A 25,020-nucleotide genomic window follows, 5' to 3' on the forward strand; every position below is an offset into this window, starting at 1 on the left:
CCTACGGGGTACCGCCGGACCGGCGCCGTCCGGTCCGGCGGCCGCCACGGGCCCCGCTCCCCGGCCGGCGCCCTCCCGGAATCCGCACACCGGGAAACCGCAGGCCCGGTATCCGCCTGCACAGCGGGAGCAGGAGCGCGACGGCCCCGACCACGGCCAGGGACAGCACCCAGCCCCGCAGGTAGTCCAGTGGCAGTACGGAGGGGTTCGCGGTGGCGCCCGGCCGCAGCAGCACCGGCAGCGCCACCGCGGTCAGCGACCCGGCCACCAGGAAAGGCAGGCGCAGCCGGGCCCGCCACCGTGCGCCCACGGCGAGGCCGAGCAGAAGCGTGACGGGCACCAGTACGCCGTCGTGCAGCAGCAGAGCCAGCACCAGCCACCTGAGCACGCCGTGCCAGTCGCCGACCTGGGGGTCGGTCAGCAGCGTGGAGACGCCGTAGCCGAGGGCGGCCAGTCCGGCGGCGCCGACCGTCCACCGCAGGATCCGCGCGCCGGTCATACGATCACCTCCAGCATGCCGACCCACTTGGTCTGGAGCACGCCCGGGCGGTTGGGGGCGATGATGCGGGCCGGGAAGCCGTGGTCGAGGTCGAGCGGCGCGCCGTTCAGTGACAGCGCGAGCAGCGTCAGCGGGTCGCGGGCGTAGCTCGCGCCCATTTCCATCACCGAGTACGCGCCGCCTTTCTGGAGCGAGACCACCCGTATCGTCGCGCTGTGCGGGGCGCCGGCGCGGTCGAGCAGGTCCCGTATCCGCACACCCGACCAGTGGGCGTTCTTGCTCCACCCCTCCACGCAGGCGATCGGCAGCACCGCGGAGTGCCGGGGCAGCGCCTGGAGCTGAGGGAGTGTCAGGTCGTAGGGGTGCGGGCCGCGGACGGTCAGCCGGTAGCCGGTCAGGTGGCCGGCGGTGATGCCGGCCGCGGCGGCGGTACGGTTCACCGGCAGGTGCTGCGGACCGTGGTCGGGATGACGCGGGGCCAGTACGTCCAGGTCCTTCAGCGGGGTGAACGACTGGCCCGCGGTCGTCACGGTGACCGCGCCCACCGCGGCCCCCACCGTCGCCAGGAACGCCCGGCGGTCCGGCCCGTCGGCCGCGGGCAGCCGCAGCGTGCCGGCCGACCGGCGACCCCAATGGGCAGCGATCACCGGTGCCTTGACCGCGATGTGCAGGAGCAGGGCGCCCACCAGGACCCAGGCCAGCGCCCAGTGGGTCTGCCGGAAGTTCCACGGCCACGGGTACCACTGCACGGTGTTGAGCAGGCCGGTCGCCAGTTGCAGGAGCGTCACCGCGACCAGCACCGCGATCGACAGCCGCTCCAGCGCGTGCGTGACGGACTTGAGCGGCGGCCAGGCGAACAGCCGCGGGTAGACGGTCCACAGCTTGGCCAGCACCAGCGGTATCGCGGCGATTCCACTGGCCACGTGCAGTCCCTGGGTCAGCCGGTAGCCCCACACCGGACGGCTGGGCAGTACGTTCACCGCCCAGCCCGGCGGCTGCTGGAGGTAATGGCTGACCAGACCGGTCACGAAGCACACCACCAGCGCGGCCCCGGCCAGCCGGCCGACCGAGACCGCGGTGCGGGCGTCGTGCAGGCGCCCGCGGAACGCGCCTTCCCGCAGCGGTCCCATCCTGAGCCGCGAAGGATCGAGCACGGCCCGCTCACGCATGGGACCGTCGGTGCGCCCGCGGGAAAGAGCAGCGGAGAGCCGGCGAGCGGCCGCACCGCCGTAGCGCGATACCCGGGAGCCGAGGGGCGTCCGGGGCAGGCGGACTTCGTGCGGCGGACCGCCTGGGGACAACGAAGGGGGTTCAGACGATGTGGACATGGCCCCCATCACACAACGCACGCCCCTTGCGGAGCCTCTCACGACTCCTTACGGAACACGGACGACCGCACGGCGGCGGTCCTGCCCGGTCCGGACAGGTGTGAGGGTGTGACCTGTGGAGATCCAGGACAGCAGGGACGGCTCGACGGGCCCGGACCCGATCCGCGGGACCGGTGCGGACGCGGCCGCGGGACCGACGACTGCCCTGAGCGGTGAACCCGCCCGCCCGGCCCGGCGGTCACCCGGTCCGTTCCCCGGCCGGTCGGCGGGGCCCGGCGGCCGCTGGGCGGTGCCGGTCCTGGTGCTGCTGCTCGTGGCGCTCACCGCGGAAGTCGCCGCCACGGTCGCCGTAGGCGGTACGTTCGGCGACCCGCGCCGGCTGCCGTACTGGTACGCCGGCGCGTGGCTGCTGTTCGCGGCCGCCCTGCTGGTGGTGCGCAAGGTGCCGCGCCGGGCGGCCACCGTCCTTGTCGTCACCGGCGCCGCCGCCCTCGCGCTGGCCGGGCTGGTGGCGCCGCCGCGGACCAGCGACGACATGTACCGCTACGTGTGGGACGGCACCGTACAGTCCGCCGGGATCTCGCCGTACGCATACTCCCCCGACGCCCCGGAGCCGGCCCGGCTGCGCGGGCCGTGGCTGTTCCCGCCTGTGGCCGAGGGACCCGATCCCTGCCCGGGGTGGGACTCGCGGCCGGCCACCGGCGGGGTGTGCACCCGCATCAACCGCCCTGCCGTGCACACCATTTACCCGCCCGTCGCCGAGGGGTGGTTCCTGCTCGTGCACGAACTGTCCCCGTCCGGCGCCCGCCACAAGCCCATGCAACTGGGCGGGGCCGCCCTCGCCCTGGCCACCACCGGCGCGCTGCTGCTGGCACTGCGCCGGCGCGGCGGCGATCCGCGCGGCGCCGCGCTGTGGGCCTGGTGCCCGCTGGTGCCGGTCGCCGCCGTCAACGACGCGCACGTCGACACCCTCGGAGTGCTGCTGACCGTCCTCGCCCTCGGCGTCGCCACCGCACCGGTCCGGCGCGGCGCACTGCTCGGCGCCGCGATCGCCGTCAAGCTGCTGCCCGGCCTCGTCATGCCCGGCGCGCTCGCCCGCCGCCCGCGCCGGGAATGGCTGCGCCTGGTGCCCGCGGCCGTCGCCGTCGTCGCCCTCACCTACCTGCCGTACGTGCTCGCCTCCGGCGCCGGCGTCCTCGGCTACCTGCCCGGCTACCTGCACGAGGAGGGCTACGAACCCGGCGCCGTCCACCGCTTCGCCCTGCTGCGCCTGGTCCTGCCCGACGCAGCCGCCGGTCCCGCCGCCCTCGCCGCGATCGCCGTCACCGCGCTGTACGTCCTGCTCCGCGGCGACCCCCGCCGCCCCTGGCACGGCGCCCTCATCATGACCGGGATCACCCTGCTGCTCACCTCCCCCTCCTACTACTGGTACGGGCTCCTCGTCGTCGCCCTCGCCGCATTCGAGAACCGCTGGGAATGGCTCGCCGTGCCGCTGGCCGGACTCGCCCTCTACACCGGCGGCGAATTCCGCATCCACGGTGACACCCTCCAGACCCTCGTCTACGCAGGCGCCGCCCTGATCGTCACCGCAGGCACACTCACCCGACATCTCCGGCGCCTCGCAGGCGCCACCGACTCCTCGACCGGTCCGACGGTGGCACCTTCCTGAGGGCGGTGCGTCCCCGCCGCCCGCGGACGCCGGGCCGGCTGCTCGGTCGGCACTGCCGTCAGGTGATATCGGCGGGCAGCGGCTGGACCACGGATGGCCGATCGGGCCGGCTCCGAGGCGGCTCAACCCTGGGCGGTCGGGGGGCCGGTGGTGGCAGGATCGGGTCATGGGGAGCGAGCGGGGCCGGCTGGTGGGGACCGGGTCCAGGGGCCGGGTGCTGCGGTTGAGGGCCGCGCGGGAGGACGAGGCGCAGGCGCTGAGTGACTTGGCGCTGCGGTCGAAGGGGCATTGGGGCTACGACGCGGCGTTCCTGGCCGCGTGCCGGGAGGAGTTGCGGCTGCGGACGGGCGAGGTGGCGGCCCGCAGGACCGCGGTCGTGGAGGAGGTCGCGCGGGACGCCGAATCGGCGGCGGAGCCGGCGGACGTCCGGCGCGTCCTGGGGTTCGCCACGCTCGACGGCACCGCGCCCGACGGCGAGTTGGGCATGCTGTTCGTGGAACCCGCCGCGATCGGGCAGGGCGTGGGGCGGCTGCTGTACCAGCACGTACTGGCCGAGGCGGGGCGACTCGGTTTCACCCGGGTGGTGATCGCCTCCGATCCGCACGCCGAGTCGTTCTACCTGGCCATGAGCGCGGAGCGGACGGATGCCGCGCCGTCGGGCCCCAACGCCGGCCGCGGACTCCCCCTGCTCACCGCCTGGCCCCGCCCGGTGCGACCCCCGGCCTGGGTCCGGGCGTGGACGGGCGGCCTGCGCACCGTCCACCTCGGCAACGTGGGCGAGTTCAACGCCCAGTTCCCCGGCGCCTCCGCCGCCCTGCGACGCGGCGGGGACCACTACGCGTGCCTGGCGGCGTTCGCCGGCCCGCACCCGAAAGCCGTGGTGCTCCCCCGGCACGTGGATCCGGCTTGGATGCGGGTGCTGGCGGCGCCGCTCGGCTGGGGGGATGTCGAGGTGTACGGCGGCTTCGCGGGGGACGCCGGGCTGTCCGAAGCGGTTCTCGCCGACCCTGTGCTGCTCGAACGCATCACGGCGGCCGGCCTGCCGGTGATCCCGTGGGGGCACACGGCGCAGTTCGCCCGGATCGCGGCGACTGTGAGCACGCAAGGCGGCCAGGACCCGGCGGTGCTCCGCGCCGTCCGCCGCTACGAGTCCAAGTCCGCCGCGCACGCCCTCTTCCGGGCCCTGGCCCCCGAGCACCCCTGCGTCACGGTCCCGGCCCAGCACCCGGTCGCCTCCCGCCGCGCCCTCGCCCGCTTGCTGGCCACCCGCGCCGCCGCGGGCATGACGACCGTGGTGAAGACCGAGTACGGCGTCGGCGGCTCCGGCACCCTCGTGGTTCCGCCCGGCGATGTCGGCTCCGGGCGCGACGCCCGCGCGCTGGTCGGCCGAATGCCCGCCGGCGGCGTGCTGGTGGAGGACCACGTGGACGGCTCGGGACCATTGAGCGACCCGACCTTCGACGCCGTCGTGGGCGCCGACGGCCGGGTCCACCCCGTCGGAGTCGGGGCCATGGACATCGAGGACACGAGCTACCGGGGCGTCACCGTCGGCCCCGCCGTCCTGCCCGACGCTGCCACGGAGACCGCCGTCCGCTTCGGCTCGGCCGTGGGCGGCGCGCTGGCCGCCGACGGCTATCGCGGCTGGTACGACGTCGACTTCGTGGCGGACCGGGCCGGACGGCTGTGCCCCACGGAGATCAACCTCCGGCTGACCGGCCCGGCGGTCGCCTTCGTCATCCAGGCCAGGCTCGCGCAGATCCACGGCGGCTCATTCTGGGTGCGGACCCTGGACCGCTTGCCGCTGGGCGCGCGGCTGCCTTCCGCGGCGCTGTTCGAGCACCTGGGCCGGGTGGCACGGGAGTGCCGTTCGTTCGGCGCGACGCTGCTGCCGACCGTGCCGACGGCGAGCTTCGACCCGTATCCGTACGTGGGTGTGGCGCTCGCCGCCCGTACGCCCGAGGCGCTGGACGCAGCTCAGGCGGCGGTGGTCGCCGCCAACCGCGCTCTGGGCGCGATGTTCCAGGACGCAGAGGCGGAGGTGGCCGGCGTCGCATCGGCGGCGGAAGGCGGGCTCTGGGACGTCAGGTCCACTCTCGCGGCCGCGCGACGAAGAATGCCACCAGTACCGCGGCGGCGGCCATGAGGGTGATGTTGAAGCCGTAGACCAAAGCGGCCTGGCGCGGCCAGTCGGTCTTGCTCGCGAGCCGGTAGAAGTTGTCCTGCGGCCACCAGGCGACCAGCAGCCAGACCACGGAGAAGTGCGCTGCGGTGCTGAGGCGGCGAGAGCGTCCCTGACGGGCGACCGCCTCCCGTCCGTAGAAGAGGAACGCGGCTCCCAGGCCGAAGGAGAGCCACTCGCACACATAGAGGCCCAAGAACAGCGCGGCCTCCGGCTGGGGCACGCCGGTGAGGTCGGTCGAGTGGGGCCAAAGGAGATCGGTGAACACCGCGGACAGGAAAGCCGCCACGACACCCGCAATTAGCGGCGCGCAACCCCTGGTGTCGCCGGAGCCGGACCCCGGTCCGCCCTTGCCGCCGGACGCCGCCCCGGCGCCTGACGATCGCACCGGGAGCGGCAGGCCGCGCCGGTCGATCCGGCCGGCCCGGGTGCGCGGCAGCGAGACCAGCGGGACGACGGTGCGCGGGGCCCGCGCGGAAGGCAGCCGCGCGGAGGCGTAGCTGCGTATACCCGCCGGATCGGACCGCGCGCCGTCGGCGAGGACGACATAGGCGGCAAGGGTCCTGCGACCCGCGGCGGTCTCGATCTCGGCGACCGCGCACTCCTCGATCGACGGGTGGCCGCGCAGCACCGCCTCGGCGTCGGCGTGCGCGCCCTTGCGTCCGAGGTATTCGAGCCGGCCGTCGTCCGCCACCCGGCCGAGGTCGCCGGTACGCAGCCACCCGCCGATGCCCGGGCGCCGGTCGGCGCTCCGGTAACCGCGGGCGGCGCCGGGACCGTCGACCGCGATCTCCCCGATCGAACCCGATACGACGGACCGGCCGCGGGAGTCGAGCACCCGGACGTGGAGGCCGGGGAAGGACTCCCCGATCAGCGACACCCGTTCGGGACGGTCGAGGGTCACCGGCCGGTCGGGCAGTTCGAAGAACGTCGCGCAGCCGGCGGCCTCGGCCGGGCCGTAGACATTGAGCACGCGCATGTGCGGACCCAGCGTCCTGCGCAGCGCCTGCTGTTCGTCCAGGTACCAGACGTCGCCGGTGACGCTGACCAGACGGACCGCGCCGAGGTCCAGCCCGTTCCGCCGGATGTACCAGTGCAGGTCCGCGGCGGTGGCCGTGTCGCAGTCCAGCACGGTGACGCTTTCGGCGAGGACCAGCGCGTGCAGCGCGGTGGCGGCCGGCTCCCGGCCCGCGGCGCCGGCACTCGTACGTGTCCCCGCGGTGGCCAACCTGGCCGCCTTCGCGGCGGCGGACCGGAAGTCCTTCGCGGCGGCCGGCGCGTCGTGCGCCAGGCCCTCGGGTGCGGGGAGCACCAGCGTGCCGCCCGAGCCGAGCGTACGCAGCCAGCCCGCGGTGAACGCCGCGGACTCCATGGGGGCGATGACGAGCTGGCGGTCCTCGGGCGTCGGGCGGTGCACGACCTGCGAGCCCTCGAAGGCGCTCAGAAGGACGCTGTGCTCGATCAGCACGCCCTTGGCCGGGCCGGTCGTCCCCGCCGTATACAAGACGCACGCGAGATCGGGCGCCGCCACATCCAGCGGCTCCGCGGACCGGCCGGCTGTCGCGTCGGCCTCCCGATCGACGGCCACGATCCTGCGGCGCCTGCCGTCGGAGGCCGTGACCCGCAGCGCCTCTGTGGTCACCACCGCGAACGGGTCGGCGTCGGCGAGCACGTGGCGCAACTGCGGTTCCGGGACTCCCGGCCCGAGCGGCACATACGCGCCGCCCGCCTTGAGGACGCCGAGCATCGCCGCCAGCGCGTCGGGGCCCGGCTCCAGGCACACCGCGACCAGACCGCCGGACGGGAGCTCTGCATCCCGCAGCCGCCGGGCCAACCGGTTCGCCCGGCGGTCGAGTTCACCGTAGGTGACACGCTCCGCGCCGCACACCACGGCAAGCGCGGACGGCGTCCGCCGGGCCCACACCTCGAAGAGAGCGTGGACCGAACCATGCTGCATGGCGTGCATCCCCCCGGCCGTCACCGATGCGTCGGCAGACAATCCTGCCATCTCACCCGGCGGCACGGGCAGAACGGCCTGAACCGGCCGCGTGACCGCCGGCCGCCGGGGCCGGGCCCCGGGCCTGTGCGTGGGATTCCCGGGCACAGTCGAGCGTGGAACGATGGATGCCCGGCAGTTCCGGGTGGGAGGCCGCCATGACGCGCCCGCCGAAGTCACGAACACCGGGCCGCTTGCACTCGCCCGGTCCCGCGACCACTTTTCGCAGGTACGCAGGGACAGCGGTGGGCCCGGTGTCGGCCATCGCCTTGATGCCGACGCCACGCCGCCCGTCCGACCCGCACGTTCCGCCCCGGCCACGCGGGACCGGCGAGGCCGTGGGGACCGACGAGGCCGACGAGCCGGCCTGCCCCCCCGAGCCCGAGTGGGTTTCACCCGGGTGCGAGGACGGCGGACAGGCGTACCAGCCGGGCTACACCGAATTCGAGGGCGAGCGGGAGGGTGCGGGCGGCGGTGACGCCGTGGACGGCGGTGAGGCGGACGGCCGGTCCGCTGCCGCTGCCGCTGCCGAAGGCGACCGTGGCGCCGGCGGGGATCAGGATTCCGGCGGAGGTCATCATGCCCGCGGTGCCACCGGACACCACCGGTTCAACCCGAGTCGTGCTCGTTCCGAAATATCAGGCGCCCTGCGTAGACACCCGCCGCGCCCAGGCACAGCAGCGAGAGCATGACGATTCGTCTTGGAAGGCGCGTTGATCCGGGTGAAGAACGCATGGCGTCGCGCGGCCCGACGATCAGCCCGCGCGATCCGGGCGAGGCGTTCCCCGGAGACGGTGACGGCAGTGCCGACCACCTTGTCGACCGTCCCCGACGCCCCGATGAGCGCGACAGCGGACACGGATTTTGTCGGGACAGCCAAGTCGATCACCTGCGTCCCCTGGGAAATCCGCAGCACGCGGTTCTTTCGCCGGAGGTTGAACCCGGGGTTGAGCGTTGCCGGCGTCGAACTCGGGCCGACGTGGCAGGTGCTGTCGAAGATGTAGGCCCGGCGCGACAAGAACCACGGATCGACGACTAACCCCGTTTTGTGGCCCACCAGAAACACCGTGGCCTGGCGCCAGCTCAGCCGTCCGACCTCCCTCACCCACCCGCTGTCCGTGATCTGCTGCGTGACGCCCCAGCGTTCCTCGACCGCGATCTGCGCAGGCTTCAGCGGATACCCGGGTTCGAAGGCAGGGCGGCCGGTACTGCGTGGCCGGACATCCCCCCGCCATCGCAGCCGACGAGGCACGATCGTCACGCCGATCGCCATCACGATGAAGGCTGCAATGCCACCCAACGTCAGCACCGGGCCCATCGGTCCGTCGCCGACCACGGCCACGCCGGCGAACAGCGCGCCCACCCACGCCAAGGCCCCGAGCATCAGTACGGCGTCCACGTCGTCAGCCCCACCCCTCGCCCACGGCTGGAAAGCGCGACGATCAAGCAACGTCACCAGCCCGCGGACACCACCAGTTCAGCTGCGGGCCGCGCCGGCCGTGTTCGGGCCGGTGGCCTCGAACCGGGCTGCCCACCAGCAGCCACGGAACGCGTGACGGTCTGCCGATTTCGTCGGCAGACCGTCACGAAAGATCGAGGCTAGGACCAGCTGCCGGAGCCCCCGCCGGCCCCATTGAGGGTGGAGAGGCCACCGGCGTTGAAGGACCCCAGGAAGTTGGCGCTTCCGTCGAAGAAATTGACGTTCACGTAGGCCGAGGTGGCGTAGTACTCGAAGCTCTTGGTCTGGCTGTAGAGCTTGTTGATGTCGTTCGTGTTGACCGATCCCCACATGCCGCCGCCACCGGGAGTTCCCACACCGCCGGCGTTGCCGTTGAAGGTCTCCCCGTCGGTAACGACGATCTTCCAGTGCGTGTAGAAGATGGCACTGATGACGATGCACTCCGCCGGATAGGAAACCGCCGGCGACAGCAGGGCGCCTACCGCGGCGTCGACCTTGTCCTGCTCCAGGGTGCCGTGCATACGCTTGGCGAAGTCACGGGCGATGGTTTCTTTGCTCACTGCCAGTTGTTCCGTCACTTGATCCTCCTGGCGATACTTTCCGAATGGATTCCGCCCCCTGTCGAAAGCGTCTTTTCAGGCATTCGTCGGCCGCGTGCGGCGCCCCTGCGAGGTCGGCACCTCGGTGCAGAGTTTGGGTATTGCCAGCTCACTGTACCCTCGGGTGCCTGGAGCACGCGACTGCGGGATGCCAATCGCTCATGCGTCTCATTCGCACCCGTGCTTCCAGCACATTTTATCCGAGAGGCCGAAACCCGCGATTCGGCGATTCGGAGGCCTGTCCATGTCGGGACCCCTGTAGTTCTCGCCGAAAAAAACAACGCCAAGCCAATGCTGAGCTTGTGACCTGGTGGTTCTCGCCCGGGCCTGTTCCCGATGTTTGCCTGGCTCGTTGGGTCGAGTGGGTGACGGCTCAGCGAGAGGGCAGAGCAGCGTGGCGACGCGGGTGTTCTCCGATGAGAAGCTGGAGGCAGGCTTGCGCGACGGCTTGATGGTGGCGGCGCCAGGCCTTCCGGCGCAGGACGTGTTCCGGGGTCCGGACGGGTGGTGCCAGGACGAACACCAATAGGAGCCTGATGAGTTCGGGCAGGTCAGCGGGACAAGACGGGCTGGTTCGGCAGAGCCGGTACTGGTGGTGACAGCAACTGTAAGGGCGAGGACGGCAGACATTGGCTGTTTTCCAGAGTGACGGCGCGGAAGAGCTGAGCTCGGTCAGGGCCGGGCCCACAGCCGGACCGCGACAACGTTGACGGTTCCCTGGAAGACGAAGGCACGTTCGCCGTAGCGCGTAGCCACAGCCTGAAGTTCTCGAGTCGGCCAATGCTGTGGGCATCCGCCTTCCGGACGCAATACACGTAGCCATTCGAGGACTGGGATCAGTTGCAGAGCGTCGCCCCGCGGGCCAGGGGTAGTCATAGCCCGCGCCGGAGCGGCCCCGCCGGCACACGCCCGAAGCCCTCGGGTGGAGCGCATCGGTCGCCGCAGGCGGCCCAGCGGGCCGTGAACCCGTAGGACGTGCGCCAAGGCGAGAAGTCCTCGGACAGTGCCCGCCACTTGCAACTGGTGTCCACGACATAGCGGATCGCGTCCACGATCTCCCGGCGAGGATGCTTCTCCGGCGGCCGCCCGCCTTCGTCTCGCAGGCCGGTGTTGGCAACAGCGGTTCGATCAGGGCCCATTCGTCGTCCCAGTACGTGACGCTGTCGGTGACCGCCGACGCGCGGGGCGGATCAGTTGCGTATGCCGGCCGGTGGGCCGACGACGGTGGTGAGCTGGAGTTTGGTCTCGTCCTCACTGCCCGGCGCGGCGGTCATGATGACGATCTTGAGCTCGGTGTCGCTGTCGGTCAGGACATCGCAGTCCACCGTGACCGGGCCCACCGACGGGTGGTCGACCGTCTTGCGGACCTCGCGGTTCGCGGTCACCTCTCCCTTCGCCCACAACTCGGCGAACCGCTCGTTGCCTGCGTTCAGGTCGCGGACCAGCGCGGCCAGGCGACTGTCCCGGGGGAAGCGGCCGGTGGCGCGGCGCAGGTCGGAGACGAGGGCGGCGTCGGTGGTGTCGGGGTCCGTATCGGTGACCGGCCACAGCGCGAGGGGGGTGTGATCGGCGCCCACCGGGAACCTGTCGCGGGCGAAGTTGCGCATCCGGGGCGGCGAGGCCAAGGGGTCGCCCAGCAGGGCCGCCCACCCGTGGTTCCGCCACACCAGTTGCCAGTTCGCCGCGAACACGGCAACCGGTACGTCTCCGAGGCGGACGAGCACTCGTTGCATACCGGGCGGGAGATGGTCGCGGATCGTGCCGTCCGCCGGCGGCACGATCCGGGCCAACCGGTAGAGGTGGTCCCGCTCGGCGGTGGACAACTGCAAGGCGCGCGCCAGGGACGCCACCACCGACGCCGAGGGTGTCGTGGCCCGCCCCTGCTCCAGGCGCACGACGTAGTCGACCGACACTCCGGCCAGGTCGGCCAGTTCCTCGCGCCGCAGCCCGACAGCCCGGCGCTTGCGGACGACCGGCAGCCCGGCGGCCGACGGGGGAAGCCGGTTCCGCCACGTGCGGATCGCGGCGCCCAGTCCGGCCCCGGGGGATGTCGTCGTCATGCCCTCCATCCTCCTGCATCCCCGATCACGTGCGGGAGCGCAAGGGTGGTACTGGTCTTCCCACCGTCGAAGCGTCCCTGGTCCGACTCCCTCGTCAAGGCAACCATCGAAGGCATGACGATCACTTTCATCACCGGAGCCAACAAGGGCATCGGCCGCGAGACCGCCCGCCGCCTCATCGCGTGCGGTCACACCGTTCTCCTGGGAGCCCGCGACCGTGGGCGGGGTGAGGAGGCCGCCACCGCGCTGGGCGCACGCTTCGTCCCCGTCGACGTGACCGACGACGCGTCCGTGGCCGCCGCCGCCGCGGACATCGCCGAGCACGAGGGCAGGATCGATGTCCTGATCAACAACGCGGGGGTACAGGGACCCTTCGGTGATCCCGGCGACCTCACCGCCGCCGACGCCCGCGCCGTCCTCGACGTCAACGTCATCGGCGTCGTCCGCACCACCACCGCGTTCCTGCCGCTGCTGCGCCGCTCGGACGACCCCGTGATCATCAACGTCAGCAGCGGCATGGGCTCTCTCGCCTTCACCCACGACCCCAGCCGGTCCGAGTCGCACGTCGTCGCGCCGCTGTACGCCTCCTCGAAGGCGGCGCTGACGATGTTGACCACGCAGTACGCCAAGGGGCTCAAGGGCATTCGCTTCAACGCCGCCGACCCCGGCTACACCGCGACCGACATAAACGGCCACAGCGGCTTCCAGACCCTCACCGAGGGCACGGACGCGATCGTCGCCCTCGCCACCGAGGAACCCGGCGCCGGCACCGGACGCTTCATCGACCGCCATGGCGAGATCGCCTGGTCCTGACACCGGCGGTCCGGAGACTGCCGCCTCCGACCAGCGTGAGAACCTGGGGCGACCGTCACGCCAGCCCTTTGACCTGCGTCTTCAAGTTGGCGGAGCGCACTGGGCGACATCTCCAGATGACAGCATCGCCTGCAGACCGTGAATGAGCAGGAACCATGCGCACATCGACCTGGCCGGCACCGGCCAGGTCGCGGGGATCGGCAAGGCATTCGTCGGGGCGTCACCAGCTGCCCGGGCGTATCACACGCGGGTGACGGTGCACAGCGCGGATGCCGAGCAGTGCGCGGGACCACGGAGCGTGCAAGGCCCGCGCTGCGTACCTTGTCGCTGGGCGCCGGAGTGCAGTCCTCCACCTTGCTCCTGCTGGCGGCCGAGGGCCGACTTCCGGCCCTGGACGCCGCGGTCTTCGCCGACACCAGGTGGGAGCCCCGCGCCGTCTACGAGCACCTCGACCGCCTGGAGCGGGAAGTCGCCGAACCCGCTGGCATCCCGATCCCCCGGGTCTCCGCCGGCCACATCCGCGACCACGCACTCAATCTGGACCAAGCGCCGATCGACCACGTCTCCGCCCACGAGTGGGCCGGGCGCCAGGCCACCTTGGACGAGGAAGCCGCCGATGTGCTGGAGCACGGCGCCGCCGAGGGCTGCTCACCCTGGTCATGCCCCGGCGGCGACCCCGCCGCAGAGGGCTTCGACCTCACCGCCTAGACGCCCTGTGGCTGGCCTGGCAGCAGCTCACCGACACCGAAGCCGGCCTCACCGGAGCCTCGACATGGCACCGCAACCACCTCGACCCCACTCTCTCCCGGCTCCGCGCGCCCGACGGCCCGTTCGGCGCCTGCACGACCAACACGAACCGCCCCACGCACCGCCTGCTCGCCACCCCCGCTACAGCGACCGAAGCAGCGGATCCACTCACCGCACGCGCCCAACCGCGGCCCCAGCCAGCCGTTGCCCAGATGCCGGAAGCCGCCGGGTGACCGGCCCGGACTTCCGTCCGGACGGGCTGCAGCCCGCGCACGCCCACGACGACCTGACGGCGGGCGGTGTGCGGGACGGCGATCTCACCGTGCTCGCCGAGCACCATGCCGAAGGCCCTGAACAGGCCAGTCACCTGATCGCTCACGATGCCTCGGCTCCGTGGGCCGGCCCGGGCGCCGACCAGCTCGTCGCCATCCACATCACCCGCGACATGGACCGGCGATCCTTCACCTTCGACACCCGTCGCCACGCCACCCTTGCCTTCGCCCAGAAGTGGCTGATCCAGCGCGGCTGCCCGCTGGCACGCCGAGTTGGCGTCCATCGGGCTCTTCATCGAGGGCGGCCCTGAGCAGGGCCCGGTTCGGCGACGGCTGTCAGTCCGGCCCCCGGGCGGCGGGACCACGGCATGCCCGCTCAGTCCGGCTCACCGGACGAGTCGGGCGTAGGCCCGCAGCTCGTCCGCGAAGATCCGTGGCTGCTCGAACGCGGCGAAATGACCGCCGGCGGTGATGTCGTCGTTGAAGTAGACGAGGTCCTTGTAGGCCTTCTCCGCCCACACCTTGGGTGTGCGCACCAGTTCCGCGGGGAAGACGCTGACCCCGACCGGCAGTTCCAGCACGGTCAGGTCGTGGTTGTCCCGGTAGAACTCCCAGTACAGTCGCGCCGACGAGGCGCCCGTATTGGTGAGCCAGTAAAGGGTGATGTCATCGAGCATCCGGCTGTAACCGAGGACGCGTTCAGGGTGGTGGTCGCTGTCCGTCCAGTCGATGAACTTCTCGTAGATCCACGCGGCCTGTCCCGTGGGGGAATCGGCGAGTCCGTAGCCCAGGGTCTGGGGGCGGGTGGCCTGTTCCTGGAAGTAGCCGGAGTACTGCGCGGCGAAGACCTGCTGCTGGGCGATGGCCGCCTGTTCCTCCGGCGTGCTGTCCCCGAGGGCGGTGTTGGTCAGCATGAATTCCGGCAGGTTCAGATGCACACCTATCAGGCCGTTCGGACGTTGCTTGGCCATCTGGGTGGTGACGGCGCCGCCCCAGTCACCGCCCTGGGCGATGTAGCGGTGGTAGCCCAGACGCCGCATCAGTTCGCCCCATGCGGCGGCTATCCGGGAAGGGTCCCAGCCCGGCTGCGTAGGCCGGTCGGAGAAGCCGTAGCCGGGCATCGAGGGGATGACGACGTGGAAGGCGTCGTCGGCACTGCCGCCGTAGCGAGTCGGGTCGGTGAGTGGGCCGATCGTGTCGAGGAACTCGACGAAGGAGCCGGGCCAGCCGTGGTTGAGGATGACCGGCAGGGCGTTCGGGTGCTTGGAGCGGACGTGCAGAAAATGGATGCCCAGGCCGTCGATCTGCGTCCGGTACTGGCCGGTCCGGTTCAGCCGGGCTTCCAGGGCGCGCCAGTCGTAGCTGGTACGCCAGTACTCGACGAGGCCGCGCAACCGGGTGAGCGGCACGCCCTGGGAGACGTCCTCGACGGTTTCCGGGTCCGGCAGCCGGGCCGCGGCCAGCCGGCGCCGAAGGTCGTTGAGCGCGCTCTGGGGTACGTGCAGGTTGAACCGTTCGATGTCCTTGCCGGCCGGCGGCAGGGCCAGGTCGGCTACCGTCGCGGCCTGTGCCGCCGGGGCGTTGGTGGTCAGTCCGACCGGCAGGACGGAAGCCTTCCCCGCCAGTGCGGCCGTACGCAGGAAACCGCGGCGGCTGTTCGTCCGCGGCGACTCCTCGGCCGGGGGCGGCAGAAGGCGGTTGGTGCCTCTGAGCATGGGGGTCTCCATGGTCGCTGGGGTGTGGGTGTGCGTACTGCTGACCTACGTCAGCCGGAAGCGGCTTCGAGTGGTGCATCCGCGCCAGGGCTCGGCCGTGGGTCGGCGTGGAGTGTGGTGAGCACCCGTGTCGCGTGCGACGGCAGCGGGGACTCGGGCGTCGAGCCGGATCTCGGCCGGGACGACGCCGGCTGAAGCGAGGACCGCGCCGTCTGCCCGAACGTTCTGCGCGGTACCGGCGAGCTACTGAGCGCGGCCCGCCGGCGCCGGGTTGTCAGAGGGTGAGGATGATGCGCTTGTGCACCTCGCCGCTTTCCAGCAGGCGGTGGGCCTGGGCGGCTTGAGCCATGGGCATGGCCATGCGCTCCCGCATCGTCAGCCGTCCCTCGGCGAGCATCCTCATGGCCTCGTCCAGCGCGCCGGGCGCGCGGTCGGGCGACGGCTGGGAGAGCACGACGCCGAAGTCGGCCGCCGCGGGGTCGGACAGGGTGACCACGCGTTCAGGTCCCCCGGCCAGGCTGACCGCATCGGCCAGTACCCCCTTGCCGGCGGCGTCGAAGACGGCCTGGACGCCGCCCGACCGGCGAACCTCCTCGACGAGCCCGGGACCGTAACGCACCGGGGTGGCGCCCAACCGGGCGGCCAGCTCGTCGTCCCGGGCACCGACCGCGCTGAGCACCTTCACGCCCTGGGCGACGGCGAGTTGGGTGGCGATGACGCCCACCGATCCGCCGCCGCCGAACAGCAGAAGCGTCTCCCCCGGCCTGACGTCAAGCTGCCGCAGCACTCCTGCGGCCGCCTCGGCGGAGCTCGGCAGGGCCGCGGCGTCCACCCAGGACACCGGCGCGGGCTTGCGCGTCCAGATCGACGCGAGCGCGTACTGTGCGTAGCCGCCCAGGCCGAACAGCAGCGCCGCGACCTCGTCCCCGACAGCGGTGCCCTCCACGCCCGGACCCACGGCGTCGACGGTGCCCGCGGCCTCGAAGCCGAGCACGGTGTCCGGCCCCAGTGGGAATGCCTTCAGGTGTCCCGATCGGATAGCGAGGTCGGTCGGGCCGACGCCCGCCGCCTTCACCTTGATCCTTATCTGGCCCTTGGCAGGCTCGGGCAGCGGCACCTCCGCCCATCGCAGAACCTCCGGCGGCCCGAACTCGGACAGCACTACAGCACCCGGCATGTCTCCTCATTCCATGGCTTCATGGTTCGGCGACCGGCGCCTCACCTATAGTTGATACGTCACCAATACGCCCGTGACATAGTGCAGCGGACCACGGCCTTCACCACGGCCTTCAGAAGGCTCTTCGGGTGGTGTGGGGACCGCCGGGCGTCAACGGTCCGGGCTGATCTTCCCGATGACTGTCTCGGAGATCTCGGCCAGCATGACGACCTGGCCGGGGGTGAGGTGGTCGAACAGCAGGCGCCGGACGTCCTCGACGTGCCGTGGTGCGGCGGCCTCGATCGCCGCACGGCCGGCAGGGGTGATCATCACGTACGCCCCGCGCCCGTCCTCCACGCACTCCTCGCGGGCGAGGAGGCCGCGCTTGATCATGCGTGCGAGCTGGTGGGACACCCTGCTCTTCTCCCACCCGAGCACCTTGGTGAGTTCGAGGATTCGCAGCCGGTCGCCGGGGACGCGGCTCAGCTCCGCCAGCACAGGGTAGTCGGCTCCGGACAGCCCGTACTCGCTCTGCATGACCCGGCCGGCCTCGCTCACCAGCAGGTCGTGCATCCGCAGCATGCCGCGCCACGCCCGTTCCTCGACCGGGGTGAGCCAGCGGGGCTCCATGTCCATGCGTGCATGGTACGAGAAGGTTGACGTCTCCACCTCCTCCTGCCACCACCCTCACTGCTAATCCCTGCCGGCCCGCGTTCGTCCGCCCGAAGGGCGGAGCGGTCAGCGGGCGAGCGGCGCCAATGCCCGCCACTGGTCGAGCGGGAGCCCCTGGCCGTCGCCGATGGCGTGGATCGCGACGTGGGTGGCGCCGGCGTCGAGGTGGGCGCGGATGCGCGCGTCGATCGCATCGAGCCCGCCCCACGCGACGACGGCGTCGATCAACCGGTCACTGCCGCCGTGGGCGAGGTCGTCCGCGGTGAAGCCCTGCCGCTGCAGACTGGCGGCGTAGTGGCCCATGCCGATGAACGGCGCCAGGAACCCGCGGGCCGTGGCACGCGCGCGGTCCGGGTCTTCGTCCACGACGACGGCCTGGTACGGGGCGAGCAGCGGGGCGGGGCCGAGCAACTCGCGGGCGCCGGCGGTGGACTCCGGCGTGACGAGGAAGGGGTGCGTGCCCGCGCTGCGTCGGCCGGCCAGTTCGGTGAGCTTGGGTCCCATGGCGGCTACGAGGCGTTCACCGGCGGGAACGCCGGAGGCTGCCTCGTCGAGCTGGTCGAGGTAGGCGTTGAGCGCGGCCAGCGGACGGTAGGTCCCGCCGGCCTGGCGCGCGGCCGCGGCGTCGCTCACTCCGAGGCCGAGCAGGATCCGGCGGCCGTACTCCTTGCTCAGCCGGGCGTGTCCGGCCGCCATGTCGGTCGCACTGTGGCGCCAGATGCTGAGGACGCCGGTGACCACCGCGGTCTCGTCGGTGGCCCGCAGCAGGCGTTCCGCGTCCCCGAGGATGTCGCCGCCACCGAGTCCGGGGATCCAGAGGGCTCCCCAGCCGTGCCGGCCGAGCTCGGCCGCGGCCTCGTGGATCTCCACGGGGTCGGGGTGCAGGCGAAGTTCCGGGCTCCAGATGCCGGTGGTTCCGATGTCCATGTTCGTGTCCCTCAGTGCTGGTCCGGCCCGGATCTGCCGCGGGCCGGAGGGCGGGGCCGGTCGAGAAGCCTGCCGGTGGGCGGGCCGACCCGCGAGTGGATCGGCCCGCGGGTGCCCGCGTCAGATCTGGTTGGCGCCGCCGTCGACGTAGATCTCGGTGCCGGTGATGAAGCTCGACTCGCCGGTGGCGAGGAAGAGGGCGAGGCTCGCGACCTCCTCGGGCTGCCCCATACGGCCGAGGGGCACGCCTGCGGCGAGGGTCTCGCGGAGTTGAGCGGCCTGCTCCTCGTCGGGGGCGAGCCCGTTCAGGCCGGGAGTCGTGATCGGTCCGGGGGAGATCGTGTTGACGCGGATGCCGCGGCCGCGCAGTTCGTTCGCCCAGGTCCGGGCGAAGGAGCGGATCGCGGCCTTGGAGGCGCCGTAGACGCCGAACGCCTCGCTGCCGACCGTGGCGGCGGTGGAGCCGGTGAGGATCACCGACGCGCCGTCGACGAGGAGCGGGAGAGCCTTCTGCACGGTGAAGAGCGTCCCCTTGACGTTGGTGCCGAAGGTGGCCTCGAAGTGTTCCTCGGTGATCTCGCCCAGCTTGGCGAACCCGCCACCGCCGGCGTTGGCGAACAGCACGTCTATACGGTGCCCGGCGTCGGCGATGGTGGCGTAGAGGCGGTCGAGGTCCGCGAGGTCACTGCTGTCGGCCTGGACGGCCGTCACGTTTCCGCCGATCCTCGCGACCGCCTGGTCGAGGGCGTCCTTGCGGCGCCCGGTGATGTAGACGTGGGCGCCCTCCTGGCTGAAGCGCTCCGCCGTGGCCAGCCCGATGCCGCTGGTGCCACCGGTGATCACGACCGTCTTGCCGTTCAGCTGTCCCATGGTGTGCTCCTGCCTCCGAGCGGTCCGTAGACCACCCATCTCATTCAAACTTCAACCAACATAGCCCCGAGTAGGTGACATGTCAACTACCTGGGGCACCGCTGGCAGGCCGGCCAGCGGGCACCAGCGCTCCGAGCAGCACCACGACGGCTCCGACCGCGAACGCAGCCGTGGTGCCGTGGCGGTCGGTCAGCGCCCCACCCGTCAACGAGCCGAGCGCGAGGAACGTCTGCGAGGCGCTGACCAGCAAGGCGAGGGCGGCGTCCGGGGCCTGCGGGAGCGCACGCGTGACCCGGACCTGCCCGATCAGGGGCACCGCGCCGAAGGCCGCACCCCACAGCAGGACGAGGACCACGGCGACGGGTGTCACGGTGGTGAGGGTGAGCGCGAGTACGGCGCCGGCGAGGACCACGGCGGCGAACGCAGCCATGACCCGCGGCGAGCGGCCCCCGGCGAAGCCGACCAGCAGGTTGCCCGCCAGACCCGCCAGCCCGTAGCCGAGCAGCACCGCGGTGACGGTGGGCGGGCCGAGGTGGGCGTGCTGCTGGAGGTAGGGGGTGATGTAGGTGTAGGCGGCGAAGTGGCCGAAGAACACGGCCGCGGTGGCGAGCAGCGCCAGCGCGACGGGGGGCCGGCGCAGCGCACTCGCGAGCGTGGCCGGACGTACCGCCTCGGTGAGCCTGAGCGCGGGCAGCGCGGCGCCCAGCAGCAACACGGCCAGTGCTCCGGCGGCGGCCGCGATGACGAAGGCGGCGCGCCAGCCTGCGAGATGGCCGATCAGCGCGCCAAGCGGGAGGCTGATGACGGTGCCGGCGGAGATGCCGGCCGTGATCAGCGAGGCCGCACGGTCTGCGTCAGCGGCTGCGACGAGGCGGCCACCGACGCCTGCTCCCATGGCCCAGAACCCGCCGACGCTCAGCCCCAGCAGCAGGCGTGCCGCCACCATCACCCCGATGCCGGGTGCCAGGGCCGCCAGCACGTCGGACCCGGTGATCAGGGCGGCCAGGGCGATCAGGACGTGCCGGCGGTCCAGCCGGCCGGACGCGACGGTCAGCAGTGGTGCGGCCACCGCGGCCGTCACTCCGGGTACGACCACCAAAAGGCCGGCGGTGCCGGTGTCCACGTGAAGGCCGCCGCCGATGGCGGGCAGCAGGCCGATGGGCAGGAACTCCGAGAGCACCAGGACGAACGACACCGCGGCGACGGACGCCACGGCCGGCCATCCCCCACGCGGCCGTTTCGGCTTCGGCTTCGATGCCCGCGTACGCGTCGTCGGGGGCACGGCTTCGGTGCTGGATCCGGCCGGGCGGCCGCCATGCGTCGGTGGCCGGCTGTTCATGGCTCTCCCTGGATTGCTGGTCCGGACGGCGGCCCGGGTGGGCCGGATGTCGGTGGCGGCACGCGTCTCGTCGCACGCGCCGCCGACCGGTCGGCGGGAGGCGCTACTTCACCAGGCGCGTGAACTTCCTGACTTCCTCGGCGAAGAGCTGCGGCTGCTCGAACGCCGCGAAGTGGCCCCCGTACGGGATCTGGTCGTTGAAATAGACCAGGTCGCTGTAGGCCCGCTCGGCCCAGATCCTCGGGCTGCGCACCAGCTCGTGCGGGAACACGCTCAGCCCGACCGGCAGGTCGAGCTTGGTCAGCCCTGAGGCGCCGTAGTTCTGCCAGTAGATGCGGGCCGAGGAGGCGGCGGTGTCGGTGAGCCAGTACAGCGTGATGTTGTCCAGGATCTCGTCCGTCGACAGAACGCCCTGCGGCGTGCCGGTGTTGTCGGTCCAGTCGAGGAACTTCTCGTAGATCCAGGAGGCTTGTCCCGAGGGCGAGTCGGCCAGGGCGTAGCCGATGGTCTGCGGGCGGGTGGACTGCTCCTGGAAGTAGCCGGAGTACTGGGCGGAGAAGGTCTGGATCTCGTCGAGTGCCGCCTGTTCCGCCGCGGTGACCGTGCCGGTGACCGGCGGGGCGAAGGCGTACTCGGGGAAGTTCAGGTGCGTGCCGAGCAGGCCGTTGGGGCGCAGCCTGCCGAGCTGGGTCGTGACGCCGCCGCCCCAGTCGCCGCCCTGCGCGATGTAGCGGGTGTAGCCCAGGCGTTCCATGAGGGTGGCCCAGGCGGCCGCGGTGCGGGCGGTGGTCCAGCCGGTGCCGCCGGGGCGGTCGGAGAAACCGAAGCCGGGCTGGGAGGGGATGACGACGTGGAAGGCGTCCTGCGCGGTGCCGCCGTGGGCGGTGGGGTCGGTCAGCGGGCCGATCGTCTTCAGGAACTCCACGAACGAGCCGGGCCATCCGTGCGTCAGGATCAGCGGCGTGGCGTCGGCGTGCCGGGAGCGCGCGTGGAGGAAGTGGATGCCCAATCCGTCGATCCGGGTGCGGTACTGCCCCAGGGCGTTGATCCTCCGCTCGAAGCGCCGCCAGTCGTACCGTGTGCGCCAGTACCGCAACAGGCCGATCTGCTTGGCGAGTTGGACGCCCTGGGAGGCGTCGTCGACGGTTTCCCGCTCGGGCAGGCGAACGCTCGCCAGCCGGTGGCGCAGGTCCTTCAGCAGGGTTTCGGGGACGTTGATGTGCAGCGGTGTGATCTGCTCGGTGGCCTCCGGCAGTTGCAGCGGGCCGACAGTGCCGGTGGCGGTGCCGGCGAACGCGAGGTCCGCGCCCAGGACCGCTGGGGCGGTCGCCAGGCCGGCGACGGTCGCGGTCCGCAGCAGGCTGCGCCGCGACGGCTGGAAGGGCGCCGTGTCCGCGGCCGGGCCGGGTTGACGTGATATACGCATGGAAGCGCTCCAACACAAGGCGCGCACCGGGGTGAACGGGTGCGGCGCGAGCGGGAAGATTCGTGCGGGATACGGCGACGGGGGCCGTCCGCCGCGGCCTGCCGCCTACTCGGCGGCCCGCGGCGGACGGGCCTTACGGGCCGGTCAGACCACCGGGTGCAGGGCCTGCTTCAGGCTGGCCACCGCGAGCAGCACCGCGTGCTTGGCCGCCTCGGTGTCGTGAAGCGCGTTGACCATGACGAAGTCGTGGACGATGCCTCCGAACCGGGCGTTCGTGGCCGGCACGCCCGCCCTGCGGAGCTTGGCCGCGAACGCCTCGCCCTCGTCGCGCAGCACGTCGGCCTCGGCGGTGATGATCAGCGCCGGCGGCAGGCCCTTCAGGTCCTCCAGGTCGGCGCGCAGCGGCGAGACGGTGATCCGGCCGCGCTCCTCCTCGCTGGTGGTGTACTGGTCCCAGAACCACTTCATCCCGTCGCGGGCGAGGAAGTAGCCCTCGGCGAACTCCTGGTAGGAGGCGGTGCCGAAGGCCGCGTCGGTGACCGGGTAGAACTCGACCTGCTTGACGAACCGGACGTCGCCGCGCTCCTTGGCCAGCAGTGTCAGGGCGATGGCCATGTTGCCGCCGACGGAGTCGCCGGCCACCGCGAGCCGCTGGGCGTCCAGGTTCCGGGGGGAGCCGTCGGTCGTCACCCACCGGGCCGCCGCGTAGCTCTGCTCCAGAGCGACCGGGTAGCCGGCCTCCGGCGCGCGGTCGTACTCGGGGAAGACCACGGCGGCGTTCACGCCGACGGCCAGGTCGCGCACCAGCCGGTCGTGGGTGTGCGCGTCGCCGAAGACCCATCCGGCGCCGTGCACGTAGAGGATGACCGGCAGCTGCGTGCCGCCCGATCCCGCGGGGCGGACGATGCGGACCCGGACGGTGCCGGTGGGCCCTGCCGGTACGTCCACCCACTCCTCGTCGATCTCCGGCTTGAAGATCTCGGCGTCCTGGACCTGGTCCACGGCTTTGCGGCCTTCCTCCGGAGGAAGCCGGTAGAGGAACGGAGGCTCGGACGTGGCATCCACGAACGCCTGCGCGGCGGGTTCGAGAGCGATGTTGCGGGGGTTGCCGGACATGGTGGTACTCCTCGTTCGGTCATGGCGTGGGGGCAGCGGCCGGCCTGTCGCGCCGGGTGGGTGAAAACCGCTCTGATCCGGGCAGGAACCCCACGAATCGAGACGGGTGCGTGCTGCGGGCTACCGGGCGGCGGCCTGCAGGTTGTTCAGGACGCCCAGCTGGCCGAACAGGACCGTGCCGGACGGGTAGCAGTTGAACGACGCGATCTTGCTGTCGCGGACCCGGAACACGTCGCAGCAGGGCACCTTGATGGTCTTGCCGGTGGGTGCGATCACTCCGAACGGCGTGCGCAGGGGGCCGTTGTGCGTCCCGTTGAGGGACAGCTCCACGATGACGATGTCGCCCTGGACGTAGACGTCGTACAGCTCCCGGTGCATGTCGGGGAAAGCTTCGGCGTAGTTCTCGACGGGTTGGGCGACGTCCTGTCCTCGGTAGGTGACACCGACCGACTCGTCGGTGAAGGTGCCGTCCTCGGTGAAGCAGGCGACCCATCCGGGGATGTCCTGGACCTCCGCCACCTGATAGGCGGCCCTGATGAACTTCTCGTTGTCCGACATGAGTCCTCGCTCCTCGTGTAACCAGCGCACCGGTCGTGGCAGTGCAGGTGCCGCGGGTGGTGCCCTCGACTTGATCGCCCTAGGCCATTTAGGTGATACATCAACTTTTTCGCCGCAGCTGGGATGCGACGTAACGGGTCTGCACGCAACTGACGCCGAGGCTAGGCCCCCGCACGGCGCAGAAATTGCCCCGCAGCGCAGCGACCTTTCCTTACAGCGCACGCGTAGGCGTAGACGTGGGCGCAGTGGGGTAGCGACCGACCGCATTCCCAGGTGAGCTGCTCCGGGGCCCTGGACAGGCACATCCGCCATCGCGACTTCTGCCTGTGGTCCTGCCTGGAGAGCAAAAGGGCCCGCTGCTTGGCTGTTCGGCGCGGGCGGGAACCCGGGCCCCGCCGAAGCGGCCCGGTTGCGCCCCAGCAGGGTCGCTGCCCGTACGACGCACCGTCCGGCTGTGCCCGGGCACCGGCCGCCGCTTCGGGGAGCTGCTGCCGTACGTCCTGTTCCCGTCCGTTCGCAGCCCCGGAGTCATTCCCCTGAGGGGAGAGCAAGTTGAGCTTGGTGTTGACGACTGCCTCGGTGCCGGACCGGGACAAGGTCGCCTACTGGAACGATGCGGTGAGCAGGACGCTGGTGCCCATGACCGTCGCTCCGCGGCAGGACGGGCCGTTCGACGGCCGGATCGCCACCAACCGCCTCGGGTATCTCCAGGTCTCCACCGTGGAGGCCGACGCGAACCGGGTCAGCCGCACTCCGGCCTTGATCGCCCGCTCCTGCGAGGCGCTGGTAGCGGTCGGTGTCCAGATGTCCGGCACGGCCACCTTCATCCACGACGGCCGGCTGGCCGAGCTGGGCGAGGGCGACCTCGTGGTGTACGACACGACCCGGCCGTACGCCTTCGACTATCCGCAGCGGTTCGTCACGTACGTCTTCCAGCTGCCCCGCCGCATGCTGGGCGTGGCGGACGGCGACATCCGGCAGGTCACGGGCAACGCCATCAGCACCGCAGACGGCTTCGGGGCGACGTTGCTGCCGTTCTTGACGGCTCTGGTCTCCTCGGCGGGCACGTACCCGCGGACCGTCGGAGAGCGGTTGGCCGGCAATGTCGTCGACCTGATCGCCACCTTGATCACCGAGCAGGCCCAGGCGGGCGCCATGGACGCGGACAACGCCCGCAGCCACCTGCTGCTGAAGGTCCGCGACCACATCAACCGCAACCTCGGCAATCCGGACCTGTCGCCGGAGAGCATCGCCCGGACGCACCGGATCTCCGTCCGGTACTTGCACCGGCTCTTCGAGGGCGAGGGAACCACCGTCGGCCGACTCATCCAGCAGCGGCGCCTGGAGGAGTGCAGCCGAGAGCTGGCCCGCCGCGGCAGGACAGCCCCCACCGTGTCAGCCGTAGCACGGGGATGGGGCTTCATCAGCCCCGCCCACTTCAGCCGGGCGTTCCGCGCCGCCTACGGCATCTCCCCCCGCCAATGGCGCGCACTGCGAACCGCCCAGGAAGACGGCGGGCAGTCCTCGGCGCCCACAGCGCTTTCCGGCCGGAGCGCAGGGGCTGACCTCGCACCGCCAAAGGGATAACCCGCACCGCGGCTGAGTCACCACGGACCCGAT

21 protein-coding genes and 3 pseudogenes are annotated in these 25,020 nt (G+C 71.7%); 7 read left to right on the forward strand and 17 right to left on the reverse strand.

The genetic code is table 11. The features are described from left to right. Window position 1 precedes the first annotated feature (1 nt). Both ITX44_RS20290 and ITX44_RS20295 read right to left on the reverse strand, forming a co-directional pair. Complete coding sequence (locus ITX44_RS20290; RefSeq protein ID WP_205358707.1) at window positions 2-499, reverse strand: hypothetical protein; 498 nt, start codon at window positions 497-499, stop codon at window positions 2-4. After that, complete coding sequence (locus tag ITX44_RS20295; RefSeq protein WP_205358773.1) at window positions 496-1,629, reverse strand: molybdopterin-dependent oxidoreductase; 1,134 nt, start codon at window positions 1,627-1,629, stop codon at window positions 496-498. The genes ITX44_RS20290 and ITX44_RS20295 overlap by 4 nt, the downstream gene beginning before the upstream one ends. 313 nt (window positions 1,630-1,942) lie before the next feature. Between ITX44_RS20295 and ITX44_RS20300 the strand changes: the two genes are divergently transcribed. Both ITX44_RS20300 and ITX44_RS41265 read left to right on the forward strand, forming a co-directional pair. Further along, on the forward strand, window positions 1,943-3,496 hold the full coding sequence (locus tag ITX44_RS20300) for a glycosyltransferase 87 family protein (RefSeq protein WP_307795392.1): 1,554 nt from the start codon (window positions 1,943-1,945) through the stop codon (window positions 3,494-3,496). A gap of 217 nt (window positions 3,497-3,713) precedes the next feature. Further along, a pseudogene (locus tag ITX44_RS41265) lies at window positions 3,714-4,190 on the forward strand (GNAT family N-acetyltransferase); the annotation flags it as partial. Window positions 4,191-5,577: 1,387 nt separating this feature from the next. On the opposite strand, the gene ITX44_RS20310 reads toward ITX44_RS41265, so the two are convergent. From ITX44_RS20310 to ITX44_RS20335, 6 genes and pseudogenes are all read right to left on the reverse strand, one after another. Beyond that, on the reverse strand, window positions 5,578-7,632 hold the full coding sequence (locus ITX44_RS20310) for an AMP-binding protein (RefSeq protein WP_205358708.1): 2,055 nt from the start codon (window positions 7,630-7,632) through the stop codon (window positions 5,578-5,580). A 431-nt stretch (window positions 7,633-8,063) separates the two neighbouring features. Further along, window positions 8,064-8,252, reverse strand: a complete 189-nt coding sequence (locus ITX44_RS20315) for a hypothetical protein (protein WP_205358709.1) — start codon at window positions 8,250-8,252, stop codon at window positions 8,064-8,066. Next, window positions 8,249-9,070 (reverse strand): hypothetical protein, encoded by an 822-nt coding sequence (locus ITX44_RS20320; RefSeq protein WP_205358710.1) that lies wholly within the window; start codon window positions 9,068-9,070, stop codon window positions 8,249-8,251. The genes ITX44_RS20315 and ITX44_RS20320 overlap by 4 nt, the downstream gene beginning before the upstream one ends. A gap of 200 nt (window positions 9,071-9,270) precedes the next feature. Beyond that, window positions 9,271-9,708, reverse strand: a complete 438-nt coding sequence (locus ITX44_RS20325) for a VapA/VapB family virulence-associated protein (protein ID WP_205358711.1) — start codon at window positions 9,706-9,708, stop codon at window positions 9,271-9,273. Window positions 9,709-10,679: 971 nt separating this feature from the next. Further along, window positions 10,680-10,861 (reverse strand): annotated as a pseudogene (locus ITX44_RS20330) (transposase); the annotation flags it as partial. A 58-nt stretch (window positions 10,862-10,919) separates the two neighbouring features. Further along, window positions 10,920-11,798 carry a helix-turn-helix transcriptional regulator gene (locus tag ITX44_RS20335; RefSeq protein WP_205358712.1) on the reverse strand — a complete coding sequence of 293 codons (879 nt, stop codon included), beginning with the start codon at window positions 11,796-11,798 and terminating at the stop codon, window positions 10,920-10,922. 105 nt (window positions 11,799-11,903) lie between these two features. Between ITX44_RS20335 and ITX44_RS20340 the strand changes: the two genes are divergently transcribed. The 4 genes and pseudogenes from ITX44_RS20340 to ITX44_RS20355 all read left to right on the forward strand — a co-directional run bounded on the left by ITX44_RS20340 (window position 11,904) and on the right by ITX44_RS20355 (window position 13,932). Beyond that, on the forward strand, window positions 11,904-12,602 hold the full coding sequence (locus ITX44_RS20340) for an SDR family NAD(P)-dependent oxidoreductase (RefSeq protein WP_205358713.1): 699 nt from the start codon (window positions 11,904-11,906) through the stop codon (window positions 12,600-12,602). Window positions 12,603-12,881: 279 nt separating this feature from the next. Continuing rightward, window positions 12,882-13,310, forward strand: coding sequence for an adenine nucleotide alpha hydrolase family protein (locus tag ITX44_RS42700; protein WP_307795393.1), 429 nt, complete (start codon window positions 12,882-12,884; stop codon window positions 13,308-13,310). After that, a pseudogene (locus ITX44_RS41275) lies at window positions 13,304-13,492 on the forward strand (DUF4913 domain-containing protein); the annotation flags it as partial. The gene ITX44_RS42700 and the pseudogene ITX44_RS41275, both read left to right, overlap by 7 nt. Window positions 13,493-13,578: 86 nt before the next feature. After that, complete coding sequence (locus ITX44_RS20355) at window positions 13,579-13,932, forward strand: hypothetical protein (RefSeq protein ID WP_205358715.1); 354 nt, start codon at window positions 13,579-13,581, stop codon at window positions 13,930-13,932. Between the two features lie 75 nt (window positions 13,933-14,007). On the opposite strand, the gene ITX44_RS20360 is transcribed toward ITX44_RS20355, so the two are convergent. From ITX44_RS20360 to ITX44_RS20400, 9 genes are all read right to left on the reverse strand, one after another. Next, the gene (locus ITX44_RS20360; RefSeq protein ID WP_205358777.1) at window positions 14,008-15,225 is read right to left on the reverse strand and encodes an epoxide hydrolase family protein; all 1,218 of its coding nucleotides are present in this window, start codon (window positions 15,223-15,225) and stop codon (window positions 14,008-14,010) included. Between the two features lie 385 nt (window positions 15,226-15,610). Next, entirely contained in the window at window positions 15,611-16,513 is a 903-nt protein-coding gene (locus tag ITX44_RS20365; RefSeq protein ID WP_205358716.1) for an NADP-dependent oxidoreductase, read from the reverse strand. Between the two features lie 150 nt (window positions 16,514-16,663). Next, window positions 16,664-17,128, reverse strand: coding sequence for a MarR family winged helix-turn-helix transcriptional regulator (locus ITX44_RS20370; protein WP_205358717.1), 465 nt, complete (start codon window positions 17,126-17,128; stop codon window positions 16,664-16,666). Between the two features lie 102 nt (window positions 17,129-17,230). Beyond that, on the reverse strand, window positions 17,231-18,091 hold the full coding sequence (locus tag ITX44_RS20375; RefSeq protein ID WP_205358718.1) for a TIGR03620 family F420-dependent LLM class oxidoreductase: 861 nt from the start codon (window positions 18,089-18,091) through the stop codon (window positions 17,231-17,233). A 120-nt stretch (window positions 18,092-18,211) separates the two neighbouring features. Further along, complete coding sequence (locus tag ITX44_RS20380; protein ID WP_205358719.1) at window positions 18,212-18,961, reverse strand: SDR family oxidoreductase; 750 nt, start codon at window positions 18,959-18,961, stop codon at window positions 18,212-18,214. An 82-nt stretch (window positions 18,962-19,043) separates the two neighbouring features. Then, window positions 19,044-20,174 carry an MFS transporter gene (locus ITX44_RS20385; RefSeq protein WP_307795394.1) on the reverse strand — a complete coding sequence of 377 codons (1,131 nt, stop codon included), beginning with the start codon at window positions 20,172-20,174 and terminating at the stop codon, window positions 19,044-19,046. 229 nt (window positions 20,175-20,403) lie between these two features. After that, window positions 20,404-21,726 (reverse strand): epoxide hydrolase family protein, encoded by a 1,323-nt coding sequence (locus ITX44_RS20390; protein ID WP_205358720.1) that lies wholly within the window; start codon window positions 21,724-21,726, stop codon window positions 20,404-20,406. 144 nt (window positions 21,727-21,870) lie between these two features. Continuing rightward, window positions 21,871-22,842 carry an alpha/beta hydrolase gene (locus ITX44_RS20395; protein ID WP_205358721.1) on the reverse strand — a complete coding sequence of 324 codons (972 nt, stop codon included), beginning with the start codon at window positions 22,840-22,842 and terminating at the stop codon, window positions 21,871-21,873. A gap of 120 nt (window positions 22,843-22,962) precedes the next feature. Then, window positions 22,963-23,400, reverse strand: coding sequence for a nuclear transport factor 2 family protein (locus ITX44_RS20400; RefSeq protein ID WP_205358722.1), 438 nt, complete (start codon window positions 23,398-23,400; stop codon window positions 22,963-22,965). A gap of 552 nt (window positions 23,401-23,952) precedes the next feature. On the opposite strand from ITX44_RS20400, the gene ITX44_RS20405 reads away from it, so the two are divergent. Further along, a complete protein-coding gene (locus ITX44_RS20405; protein WP_205358723.1) occupies window positions 23,953-24,987 on the forward strand; it encodes an AraC-like ligand-binding domain-containing protein in 1,035 nt (344 codons plus the stop codon). Window positions 24,988-25,020 lie beyond the last annotated feature (33 nt).

Source organism: Actinacidiphila acididurans, assembly GCF_016918855.1.
GTDB lineage: Bacteria > Actinomycetota > Actinomycetes > Streptomycetales > Streptomycetaceae > Actinacidiphila > Actinacidiphila acididurans.

Coding starts and splice junctions, on each gene's coding strand:
- ITX44_RS20335 (WP_205358712.1), bottom strand. CDS start 11,798: ATGGAGGGCATGACGACGACATCCCCCGGGGCCGGACTGGGCGCCGCG.
- ITX44_RS20375 (WP_205358718.1), bottom strand. CDS start 18,091: ATGGACATCGGAACCACCGGCATCTGGAGCCCGGAACTTCGCCTGCAC.
- ITX44_RS20310 (WP_205358708.1), bottom strand. CDS start 7,632: ATGCAGCATGGTTCGGTCCACGCTCTCTTCGAGGTGTGGGCCCGGCGG.
- ITX44_RS20340 (WP_205358713.1), top strand. CDS start 11,904: ATGACGATCACTTTCATCACCGGAGCCAACAAGGGCATCGGCCGCGAG.
- ITX44_RS20365 (WP_205358716.1), bottom strand. CDS start 16,513: ATGCCGGGTGCTGTAGTGCTGTCCGAGTTCGGGCCGCCGGAGGTTCTG.
- ITX44_RS20315 (WP_205358709.1), bottom strand. CDS start 8,252: ATGATGACCTCCGCCGGAATCCTGATCCCCGCCGGCGCCACGGTCGCC.
- ITX44_RS20295 (WP_205358773.1), bottom strand. CDS start 1,629: ATGGGACCGCTGCGGGAAGGCGCGTTCCGCGGGCGCCTGCACGACGCC.
- ITX44_RS20380 (WP_205358719.1), bottom strand. CDS start 18,961: ATGGGACAGCTGAACGGCAAGACGGTCGTGATCACCGGTGGCACCAGC.
- ITX44_RS20400 (WP_205358722.1), bottom strand. CDS start 23,400: ATGTCGGACAACGAGAAGTTCATCAGGGCCGCCTATCAGGTGGCGGAG.
- ITX44_RS20395 (WP_205358721.1), bottom strand. CDS start 22,842: ATGTCCGGCAACCCCCGCAACATCGCTCTCGAACCCGCCGCGCAGGCG.
- ITX44_RS20290 (WP_205358707.1), bottom strand. CDS start 499: ATGACCGGCGCGCGGATCCTGCGGTGGACGGTCGGCGCCGCCGGACTG.
- ITX44_RS20390 (WP_205358720.1), bottom strand. CDS start 21,726: ATGCGTATATCACGTCAACCCGGCCCGGCCGCGGACACGGCGCCCTTC.
- ITX44_RS20370 (WP_205358717.1), bottom strand. CDS start 17,128: ATGGACATGGAGCCCCGCTGGCTCACCCCGGTCGAGGAACGGGCGTGG.